This window comes from Amycolatopsis sp., assembly GCF_025464955.1.
Classification (GTDB): domain Bacteria; phylum Actinomycetota; class Actinomycetes; order Mycobacteriales; family Pseudonocardiaceae; genus Amycolatopsis.
This window is the reverse complement of record NZ_JAODNM010000081.1, coordinates 72,941-83,582: the sequence shown is the minus strand read 5'-3', so window position 1 is coordinate 83,582 and position 10,642 is coordinate 72,941. Positions and strand designations below refer to the sequence as shown.

Below are 10,642 nucleotides of genomic sequence, written 5' to 3'. Positions count from 1 at the left end.
AGACGATCTTCGACACGGCCCGGGGCATCGAGGGCTTGATCCGCAACGCCGGTGTGCACGCCTGCGCGGTCATCATGTCCAGCGAGCCGCTGATGGACGCGATCCCGTTGTGGCAGCGCGACGACGGCTCGATCATCACGGGCTGGGACTATCCGTCGTGCGAGAACATCGGCCTGTTGAAGATGGACTTCCTGGGGTTGAAGAACCTCACGGTCATCGGTGACGCGATCTTGAACATCAAGAGCAACCGCGGCGTGGACATCAACCTGGACACGCTCGGCGTCGAGGACGAAGAGTCCTACAAGATGGTCGGCCGGGGTGACACCATCGGCGTGTTCCAACTCGAGGGTGGCGCCATGCGCGACCTCCTCCGGCGGATGCAGCCCAACCTGTTCGACGACATCGTCGCGGTCCTCGCGCTGTACCGGCCGGGCCCGATGGGCATGAACGCGCACAACGACTACGCCGACCGCAAGAACAAGAAGCAGAAGGTCAGCCCGATCCACGCGGAGCTCGAAGGCCCGTTGAAGGAGATCCTGGCCGACACCTACGGCCTGATCGTCTACCAGGAACAGATCATGCAGATCGGCCAGAAGGTGGCCGGGTACTCGATGGGCCGCGCGGACACCCTGCGCCGGGCGATGGGTAAGAAGAAGAAGGAGGTCCTCGACCAGGAGTACGAGGGCTTCGAAGCCGGTATGCGCGCCAGTGACCTGCTCCCGGGCGGGTTCTCCTCGGAAGCGGTCAAGGCGTTGTGGGACACCGTCCTCCCGTTCGCCGGCTACGCGTTCAACAAGAGCCACGCCGCCGCGTACGGCCTGATCACGTACTGGACGATGTACCTCAAGGCGAACTTCCCGGCCGAGTACATGGCCGCGTTGCTGACTTCCTTCGGGGACAACAAGGACAAGGCCGCCCTGTACCTGTCGGAGTGTCGACGCCTCGGCATCAAGGTCCTCCCGCCGGACATCAACGAGTCCGAACTACGGTTCGCCGCGGTCGGCGACGACATCCGCTTCGGCATGGGGACCGTTCGCAACGTCGGTGTCAACGTGGTCGAGTCGATCATGAAGAGCCGTCAGGAGAAGGGAAAGTACTCCTCCTTCAACGACTTCCTCGACAAGTCCGAGCTCGTGGCCTGCAACAAGCGAGTGATCGAGTCGCTGATCAAGGCAGGCGGGTTCGACTCGGTCGGCAACACGCGGCTGGCGATGATCCAGGTCCACGAGGACGCGGTCGACGCGGTCGTGCCGCTCAAGCGGCAAGAGGCGATGGGCCAGTTCGACCTGTTCGGTTCCGCGGACGACAATGAGGCCGCAGTGTCGTCGTCCCCGTTGGCGCACTTGAAGTTCGGCGACCAGGAGTACCCCCGCAAGCAGCTGCTCGCCTACGAACGGGAGATGCTCGGGCTGTACGTGTCCGCGCACCCGCTCGACGGCGCAGAGCGCATCCTGCGCAAGGCCGCGCCGAGGACGATCGCCGCGATCGTCAACGACCCGCCGAAAGAAGGCGAGCTGGTCCTGTCCGGCCTGCTGACCTCGATCGACCGGCGGGTCAACAAGAAGGGCGAGCCCTGGGCGATCTGCACGATCGAGGACATGGACGCCGCCGTCGAGGTGTTGTTCTTCGCGAAGTCGTACTCGATGTTCCGCGAGGAACTCATCGAGGACAACGCGGTCGTCGTGAAGGGCCGAGTGAACTTCCGCGAGGACAAGATGTCGGTCTTCGGCGGCGATCTGGCCACCTTGGACCTGTCGTCGGTCGGCGACGGCTCCGAGGAAGCGCCGCTGGTCCTGCTCGCGGCCGCGGAGAAGGTCGACCGGGCCGTGGTGAGCGAGCTGAAGTCGACGCTGCTCGCGCACAAGGGGGAGACCCCGGTGCACCTCAAGCTGATCGGCCAGCGGCAGCAGACGGTGTTCGCGCTGGGTGACTACCCGGTCAAGGTCAGCTCCATGCTGATCGGGGAGCTCAAAGGCATTCCGGGTATCACGGCGTCGGTCTGACCGACTTCGACGGCTGACCGAGGACTGCTGCCCGTTCGGGCAGTACCTCCACTTGGGTGAGCGCGGCTCGGCGTTCGATGTATCTGGCGTCAGACGCGAGGCTCTTTTTCGTTGACCGCGCGGCAGCCGTTCGACTCCGGGTCGCGCGGGCAACGGGGAGGTACCAGGCATGACCGAAAACGGGGACGACAATGGGGACGACAATGGGGATGACTACGTCACCGCCCAGATCAGGGCGCTGCTCGACGCCGTGCAGGCCGAGGGTGCCGCCGGCGCCGGGACGAGGAGCTTTCAGCTCGCCGAGCACCTGGCGGCCGAGGGCGGCATCCACCGCGAGGACATCATGGCGGCCACATCGCTGCTGCTCGCGATGATCGCCTGGCGCGATGGGGAAGTCGACGTCGCGGAGCGGTTCGTCCAGCGACTGGGCGGGCACAGCCAGGACTCGCTGGAGCTGCTGCTCCACACGATGCGGCTCGAGATCGGCTGGGACCGGGGCTGGCTGTCCCGGGCCGAGTACGACGACCTGGTCGAATACGCGAAGCGCGCCGGCCGGGCGGACATGGAACTGCGCGCGCAGGCGATCGAACCTCGTGACGTCGGATCCCTCCCGGAGCACGACCGCTGCTGTTGAGCCCGGCGAACTCAGGAGCGGGCGAGATACCGGTCACTGAGAAGTTCGTCCGAATGGCCTAGGGCGACGCGCTCACCAGGACCGACGAACGGGATCACGTGTCACTCCCAGCGATCGAACATAGACAGCTTGTGGACAGTGTCGACGCGTTCTGCTTGCATAACCGACGTTGTCGTCAGCCGGTGCCGATGAGCGGTACCGCGTTCAGCGACGACGTCGGAACCGGCTTGCGAGCGGAAAGAAGTGGACCACATGGCGACGCGGGCGCGAGAACTGCTGGACCGCTCCCGGGTGCTGCTGGACCGCTCGCGGATCGCCGCTGCCCACTTCCTCGCCCAGCCTGCCGTGCCGGTCCAGGCGCCCCGGATCATCGAGGCGGCGCCGAGCGCGCCCCGGTCGACCGGTGGCGAAGACGCGCTGGTCGGCATCTGTTCCAGCGTCGCGCTGCGGGACCTCAACCTCGTCGACTCGCTTCTCGCGCAGCTTGAGGAGATGGAGGCCAAGGAGCAGGACCAGGAGCGACTCGGCGAGCTGTACCGGCTCGACCACCTCGCGACCAGGCTGCGCCGCAATGCCGAGAACCTGCGGGTGCTCGTCGGGCGCGACGCCGGTGAAGCAGCGTCCGAGACGTCGTCACTGGTCGACGTCATGCGCGCCGCGATGTCCTCGATCGACCACTACTCCCGCATCACGATCGGCCGGGTCGTTTCACTTGGCGTGGTCGGCTTCGCCGCGGAAGACCTGAGCCGGCTGCTGGCCGAGCTGTTCGACAACGCCGCCAACCAGTCCTCACCCAACTCCGCGGTCGGGGTCAGCGCGCACCTGACCGAGCAGGGGAGTGTGCTGCTGCGGATCGAGGACGAGGGCATCGGCATCCCGTCGGCCCGGCTGGCCGACCTCAACAAAAGCATCGAGAACGCGCCCCCGCTCGACAGCGATTCCGCCCGGCACATGGGTCTCGCCGTGGTCGGCAGGCTCGCCGACCGCCACGGCATGACGGTGCGCCTGGAGCGGCGGACCCCGCGCGGCACGATCGCCACGGTCCTCCTGCCGACCGGGCTGGTGTCCGAACTCCCCGAACCGGCCTGGTCAGGCTCGCAGACCGTGGTCTTCCCGCGCGCGAACGGCGCGAGTTCGGGCGTCTCCCCGCTCGCGTCCGCCGCGGCAAGCCCCCAGGGACGTCAGGCGACAGTCACCGGGCTGCCCCTGCGGAGCCGCTCCGTGGCCGAGAAGCCGAGTCCGCGGCCGCGGCCGGAGCCGCGTTCGGACGGGGTCACCGCCGGCGGCCTGCCGCGACGGGTTTCCCACAGTATCAAGGGGTCCACCGCGGGACCGCCGCTGTTCGCGGACAGCAACGGGTCCGGCGATGGGTTCGGCGGCGGGTTCAGCGAGGATGGCCACGACCAGCTGATCGCGGACCTCGGCGCGTTCACCGACGGCGAGCAGGCCGCTCGGGACGAGCTGAGACGGCACGCAGAAGGCGAAACACCAGAAGGATCCCAGTGACGACCGCCGAGAACAGCAGCAAAGCCGACTTCGCCTGGCTGCTCAACGACTTCGTGGACAAGGTGCACGGCGTGAGCCACGCGCTGATCATGTCGTCGGACGGATTCCCCCTCACCTCGTCGGACTCGGTCAGCACCGATGCCGCCGAACAGCTCGCGGCGATCTCCAGCGGCCTGCTCAGCCTGGCCGGCAACAGCGCGGCACTGTTCGGCAAGGGCGCCTGCGAGCAGATCATCATCCGGCTCACCCACGGCTACTTCCTCTTCATGGGCATCAGTGCCGGCGCTGGACTCGCCGTGCTCACCGGACCCGACTGCGACATGAAGGTCGTCGCCTACGAGATGACGCAGTTCGTCAAGAACGCAGGTCATGCTTTGACCCCTGAAATACGCGCGGATCTCCGCCGCGTGCTCACCGCCCGCAGGCCGCACTGAGATCCGGACAAGGACGTGATTCCTGTGTCCACTGACGACACCCAAGACCGCCCCCTCAAGATGCGCAGCAGGCGGATCCGGCCCTACGCCTTCACCGGTGGACGGACCTGGACCCGGCAGACCCTGCTGGTCGAGACGTTGATCTCGGTACCGCGGTTCGACCCGTTGCTCAGCGAGTCGCTGATGCCCGAGTCGAAGTCGCTGTACGAGCGCGCCCGGGTGCGGATCTCCATCGCCGAGCTTTCCGTGGGCCTCGACCTCCCGCTGGGCGTGGTCCGGGTGCTGGTCAGCGACCTCGCCTCGCAGGGCGCCGTTTTCATCCACCCCACCGCGTCCGCCTACCAGAACGACACGAACGTGCTCGAGAGGATCCTCGATGGACTCAATCGGCTCCCCGTCTGACGCGGAGATGCTGACGATCTCGGCGAAGATCGTCATCGCCGGCGGGTTCGGGGTCGGCAAGACCACGCTCGTCGGATCCGTGTCGGAGGTTCCCCCGCTCAACAGCGAGGCGTGGATGACCGAAGCCGGCGACGGCGTCGACGACGACCTGCCGCCGGGCGGGTCCAAGACGACCACCACCGTCGCGATGGACTTCGGCCGCATCTCGCTGCACTCCGACCTGCTGCTGTACCTGTTCGGCACGCCGGGCCAGGCGCGGTTCTGGTTCCTGTGGGACGACCTCTCGCGCGGCGCGCTCGGTGCGATCGTGCTCGTCGACACCAGCAGGCTCGAGCAGTCGTTCGCCGCGATCAACTATTTCGAGAACGACTCGACCCTGCCGTACATTGTCGCGGTCAACGAGTTCGAGGGACAGCCGCGGTACGACCTCGCCGATGTGCGTGACGCGCTGGCGCTCAGCCCGGACATCCCGCTCGTCACGTGTGACGCCCGGGTGCCCGCTTCCGCGGTGGCGACCCTGAAAGTTCTCGTCCAGCACACACTCGAGCGTGCCGTGCTTTCCGGGCCGGGGCGGGAGCTCGCCCCCGTCTACAGCCGCGCTTGAGCGCGGTTCTTCAGTGTCCTGAGAACTGGGAGGATCGTCCAGCATGCGCAAGGTCTTGATCGTCGGAGCCGGCCAGTCCGGGTTGCAGCTCGCGCTCAGTCTGCGTGAGCACGACTACGACGTCACGGTGATGTCGGCTCGCACGCCGGAGGAGATCCGCGCCGGTTCGGTGATGTCGACCCAGTGCATGTTCGGGGCCGCGCTGCAGCACGAGCGCGATCACAGCCTGAACTTGTGGGAGTCCGAGACCGTGCGCGTCGAGGGCCTCGGCGTGTCCATCGCCGCCCCCGACAGCAGCCGCGCGCTGGACTGGTTCGGTGAGCTCGACGAGTACGCGCAGTCGGTGGACCAGCGGGTCAAGATGGCCGGTTGGCTGGAGTTGTTCGAGGAGCGCGGCGGGAAGCTGATCATCCACGGCGTCGCGACTTCGGACCTCAACGCGCTCGCCAAGCTGTACGACCTCGTCGTGGTGTCGGCGGGCAAGGGCGAGCTGGTGCAGCTGTTCGACCGCATCCCGGAGCTTTCGCCGTACACCGCGCCGCAGCGGTCACTGGCGCTGGCGTACGTGCACGGGATGGAACCCCGGCCGGAGCACCCGGACAAGGCGGCAGTGCGCTTCAACATCATCCCGGGTGTCGGCGAGCTGTTCCAGATCCCCGCGTACACCCTCAGCGGGAACTGCGACATCATGTTCTTCGAGGGCATCCCAGGCGGTCCGCTCGACTGCTTCTCCGACCGGCCGGGCCCGCAGGAGCATCTCGACCGCATCCTGGCGCTCACCAAGCAGTTCCTGCCGTGGGAGTACGAGCGCAGCCGTAAGGCAGTGCTCACCGACGCCCACGCGACGCTCGCCGGCGGCTACACCCCAGTCGTCCGCGACGCCGTCGGATCGCTGCCGTCGGGCTACAACGTGCTGGGCATGGCCGACGTCGTCGTCGCGAACGACCCGATCACCGGGCAGGGTTCCAACAACGCCAGCAAATGCGCGGCGTCCTATTTGGACTCGATCCTCGCCAACGGGGACAAGCCGTTCGACGCGGCGTGGATGCGGAGCACGTTCGACGACTACTGGGCCTACGCCCAGCACGTCACGATCTGGACCAACGCGATGCTCCAGCCGCCGCCCCCGCACGTCATGCAGATCATCGGCGCGGCGGGGGAGAACCCGGCCGTGGCGAAGCGGTTCGCCAACGGCTTCTCCGACCCGACCGACTTCCAGAACTGGTTCCTGGACCCGGAGAAGACCGCAGCCTACCTCGCCAGCGTCTAGCGTTCCGTGAAGGCCACCTTCATTGCGCAATCTGGTGTGAAGGTGGCCTTCACGGACAACTACTCGGGCGCGCCGGCGGTGACGGTCTGGTACCAGGCGTCGTCAGGGTGGTTGGTCGCCGGGTAGTTGGCCAATGGGTTCGTCGCGAGGCTCGCGGAGTCGAAGTCCCAGCCCCGGACGACGTGCCCGGCTTGGCGGGCCGACGTGATGAACGACGAGCTGGTCGCGGGCGCCGCGTAGAAAACGGCTCCCTGCTGCAGTTCTGCGGCGTCGCCCTCCTGGTACTCGTCGAAGGCGTTCTGCGGGTAGCCGATCCGGCCGCCGGTGACTCGGTCGGTCGAGTAGCGCAACGTCTGCGCCGGAGTGGGGCCGTCGGCGCCCGTCGTCACGGACACCCGCGTGCTGCCGCGGATGGCGGATGTCTTGTCGTAGCGGGCAGCGGACGTCTTCGCGTTGCCGCTCCATGTCACCGACGACGCCGCGGCGACTCCGTCCCAGGCCCAGTTCTGGGTGCTGCCCTGGCTGCGGTGGATCTCGTGCACCGCGGTGCCGGTCGGGCTCGTGAACGCGACCGTCGGCAGCACCCCCGAGTCGTCCTGTTTGCCGGCGGACCAGGTGATCTCGCCGTTCGAGCCCAGCTGCCCGACACGGGACCACAATGTCGTGGCGTTCTGCGATTGGTGCACCTCGACGAGCTGCCCGCTGTCGTTGAGCGCGACGGCCGGTGTCTGCCCGCTGTCGTACTTTCCGTGGCGGATCCACGTCACTCGCCCGTCGGCGCCGTACGTCCCGGTCCAGTACCCAAGGGCGCCACCGCCGGAATCGTGCACTTCGACGATCTGGCCGTGGCCGTTGATCGCCACGGCCGGGTCGTAGCCGACGTCGCGGCGGTATTCGGTGCGGGTCTGCGCGTCGCCGGAAAGCAGGGTCAACACCTTGCCGCGCAACGTGTTCACCGACGGCAGGCCGCTCGGGTAGTCACCGGGCCGCACCAGGCTCGTGCCGAACGCCGTCGCCAGCTCCTGGTTGAGCGCGGTCAGGTTGCCCGCGGCGAACGATGGGTTGTCGGTCAGGTTGTCCTTGATGTCGACCATGACCACGATCGGAGCGTGCGTCGGATGTGCGGTCGACCAGGTGGCGACGACGTTCAGCCAGTCGCGCAGCGCGTTGGACGCCGGGTTGCCGGCGTGGTCGACGAGGTCGCCCGGCCCGCTGTGCCCGATGGCGTAGTCGTGCAGCGTGTCGTAGCCGTTGTCGTGGATGTCGAACTCGACGAACCGCACGCCGTGGTCGAGCTGGTACGGGATGGAGTTCTTGGCGCCGTCGACGTTGCCGGAGTAGCTGTTGTGCGTCGCCTTGAAGACGGTGGACGCGAACGGGGTATCGGCCGCTTGGGCCGTGCCCCCGCCCAGCAGCGCGGACGCGACCAGTGCGGAGCCGACGATGGCAGCCGCGCGGGTGGTAGCTCGGTTCATGCGGAATCCTCGTCTCGGGGACCGGGCGGATCAGCTGGAGGATCTCACCTGGCACCCCGAGCCGGGGCGAAAACGCGGAAAACGGCCGGTGGCTTACCGTGGCCGGAGATCGATGAGCTTGCGCAGGCGCTGCCTGTCTCGTTCCAGTCGACGGGCTTCGTAGGCGATCGGGAAATACCGCAGCCGTTCGGGGAGCAGCGGTACCGCGCGGGCGATGACCCAGCCGAGCGCGCGCAGGTTCCGCTCGTCCTTCGCGGTCCACTCGATCCCGAGCTTGCGGCGGGCGACTTCCGGCGTGGTGCCGATGGTGGCGAAGTACTGCAGGCGTCCGACCGGCGCGGTCAAGGCTCGCCACAACGGCAGAAGCACCCGGGGGAACGCCGGTGGTAGCGGGAGGGATTTCGTGAGGCGCAGGTAGTCGCGGGTGGTCTGCGTGGGCACCAGGTGGTTTTCGACGACATCCTCGAAATGCCGGATGTATTCGGCGTAGGTGTCGGGGATTTCCTTTTCCGCCACCGAGAAGTTCCGCATCAGCTGGAGGTTTTCCTGGTAGTAGGCCTCCTTCTCGTCCTCGGTGAGCGGACGGCGCGAGAAGTATTCGGCACCTTCGACGAACGCGTAGGTGCCGGTGAGCAGGACCCAGGCCCAGGGGCCCGAGGACAACGCGGTGTGCCGGACGCCTTGCCCGTCGACGGTGTTGAGCGTCTTGTGCATCTCGCGGAGGCGGTCGGCCTCGAGGAGCGCCTCGTCGCCGCCGTAGACCCACATCATCACCGACGCGATGCTGCGGACAGCGCGTCCGACGGCGTCCGTGCGGAACGTCGAGTGCTCGTCGACGACCGCGGAGATCGTCGGTTCCATGGTCTGCAGCAGGAACGCCGTGCCCGCGGTGATCGAGAACGTGATCAGGCCCATCTCGTCCCACATGCGCGTACCCGGACCGATCGGCCGGCGTGACCGCTGTTCGAGCTGGCCCGGTCCGCCGCGGAAAGCTGCTGCGGTCATGATCGCCCCTTTGCGGTATCTGTCCACGTGTGTTGCCAGAATCATTAGACGATCTGTTCACGGCCGTGTCAAGATGGCCGCCGCTCGGCAGATGGGTGCTACGGCGTTACGTCATGTGGAGGATTCCCCAACCGTGCACCGGTGAACTAAGGTCGAAGCGTTCACATGCATGACTAATAACCATATATGTGAATTCTCCTCCGCCGCCTGATCCATCCGTGGAGCCAACGAAGCCGTCCACCGTGGAAGGGAACACCCTCATGTCCAGGCACTGGCGCTCCGTAGTACTCGCCGTCACCGGCGCATTGGCTTTGGCCGTCACAGCCATGCCGACCGCGCAGGCGGCCACCACGTACCACGTGAGCACATCCGCCCAATTGCAGTCCGCGCTCGCGGCGGCGAGCCCCGGCGACACCATCACGCTGGCTGACGGCAGCTACGCCGACCAATTCGTCGCCACCCGCGCGGGTACTGCCTCCTCGCCCATCACGCTCACCGGCGGGGCGGGCGCCGTACTGAGCGACCCGCTGTTCAATCCCGGTAACACCGATTGCCCGTCCGGACAGGTCGGTTACGGCTTGTGGCTGCAAGGCGCGAGTTACTGGAACCTCAAGGGTTTCACCGTCACGAAAGCCAAGAAGGGCATCGTGCTGGACGGCGCCCAGCACGTCACGCTCGACGGGGTGACCGTGCACGACATCGGTTACGAGGGCGTGCACTTCCGCAAGAGCAGCGCATACGGCGTGATCAAGAATTCCACGGTCTACAACACCGGCCTGGAACAGCCCAGTTACGGCGAAGGCGTCTATCTCGGTTCCGCGAACAGCAACTGGGCGTGCTACGGCAATGGTGGCGGTCCTGATGCGGGGAACTACATCCAGGTGCTGAACAACAAGATCGGCCCGGGGGTCGCGGCCGAGGGGATCGATATCAAGGAAGGCACACACGACGGCCTGATCTCCGGCAACACCCTCGACGGCACCGGCGAGAAGAACAAGAACTCCGGCGACTCGACCATCGACGTCAAGGGCAACCAGTACACGGTCTCCGGCAACACCGCAGGCAACGCCTACTTGGACACGTTCCAGGTGCACAACGTGTACTCCGGCAACGGCTGCGGGAACGTCTTCACCGGCAACAAGCTGACGGTGACGAAGTCGACCGGCTGGGCGATCAACGTGACCTCGCAGAGCTCCTGCAAGTCCCTGCCGAACGTCGTCGGCGCGTCCAACGCCAGCACCGGCGGCAAAGGACTGAGCAACATCCCGGCCACCGCCGGACGCTGACCTGGTTCGTGGAGGCGGGCGTC

10 protein-coding genes are annotated in these 10,642 nt (G+C 66.9%); 8 read left to right on the top strand and 2 right to left on the bottom strand.

The features are described from left to right. From dnaE to JWQ81_RS18535, 7 genes are all read left to right on the top strand, one after another. Window positions 1-2,003: DNA polymerase III subunit alpha (dnaE, locus tag JWQ81_RS18565; RefSeq protein ID WP_297543165.1), on the top strand; the 2,003-nt coding region annotated here is incomplete at its 5' end. Window positions 2,004-2,172: 169 nt separating this feature from the next. Next, on the top strand, window positions 2,173-2,637 hold the full coding sequence (locus JWQ81_RS18560; protein ID WP_297543163.1) for a hypothetical protein: 465 nt from the start codon (window positions 2,173-2,175) through the stop codon (window positions 2,635-2,637). Between the two features lie 252 nt (window positions 2,638-2,889). Next, a complete protein-coding gene (locus JWQ81_RS18555) occupies window positions 2,890-4,143 on the top strand; it encodes an ATP-binding protein (protein WP_297543162.1) in 1,254 nt (417 codons plus the stop codon). Then, window positions 4,140-4,577, top strand: coding sequence for a roadblock/LC7 domain-containing protein (locus JWQ81_RS18550; RefSeq protein ID WP_297543160.1), 438 nt, complete (start codon window positions 4,140-4,142; stop codon window positions 4,575-4,577). Before JWQ81_RS18555 ends, JWQ81_RS18550 begins: the two co-directional genes overlap by 4 nt. Before the next feature lie 24 nt (window positions 4,578-4,601). Continuing rightward, the gene (locus JWQ81_RS18545; RefSeq protein WP_297543158.1) at window positions 4,602-4,979 is read left to right on the top strand and encodes a DUF742 domain-containing protein; all 378 of its coding nucleotides are present in this window, start codon (window positions 4,602-4,604) and stop codon (window positions 4,977-4,979) included. Further along, window positions 4,954-5,583 (top strand): ATP/GTP-binding protein, encoded by a 630-nt coding sequence (locus tag JWQ81_RS18540; RefSeq protein ID WP_297543156.1) that lies wholly within the window; start codon window positions 4,954-4,956, stop codon window positions 5,581-5,583. The genes JWQ81_RS18545 and JWQ81_RS18540 overlap by 26 nt, the downstream gene beginning before the upstream one ends. A gap of 43 nt (window positions 5,584-5,626) precedes the next feature. Next, complete coding sequence (locus tag JWQ81_RS18535; RefSeq protein WP_297543154.1) at window positions 5,627-6,853, top strand: styrene monooxygenase/indole monooxygenase family protein; 1,227 nt, start codon at window positions 5,627-5,629, stop codon at window positions 6,851-6,853. 59 nt (window positions 6,854-6,912) lie between these two features. On the opposite strand, the gene JWQ81_RS18530 is transcribed toward JWQ81_RS18535, so the two are convergent. Further along, the gene (locus JWQ81_RS18530) at window positions 6,913-8,328 is read right to left on the bottom strand and encodes a hypothetical protein (RefSeq protein WP_297543152.1); all 1,416 of its coding nucleotides are present in this window, start codon (window positions 8,326-8,328) and stop codon (window positions 6,913-6,915) included. Between the two features lie 93 nt (window positions 8,329-8,421). Continuing rightward, a complete protein-coding gene (locus tag JWQ81_RS18525; protein ID WP_297543151.1) occupies window positions 8,422-9,333 on the bottom strand; it encodes an oxygenase MpaB family protein in 912 nt (303 codons plus the stop codon). A 260-nt stretch (window positions 9,334-9,593) separates the two neighbouring features. Here JWQ81_RS18525 and JWQ81_RS18520 point away from each other — a divergent pair, with 260 nt between their 5' ends. Next, window positions 9,594-10,619, top strand: a complete 1,026-nt coding sequence (locus JWQ81_RS18520) for a right-handed parallel beta-helix repeat-containing protein (RefSeq protein ID WP_297543149.1) — start codon at window positions 9,594-9,596, stop codon at window positions 10,617-10,619. Window positions 10,620-10,642 lie beyond the last annotated feature (23 nt).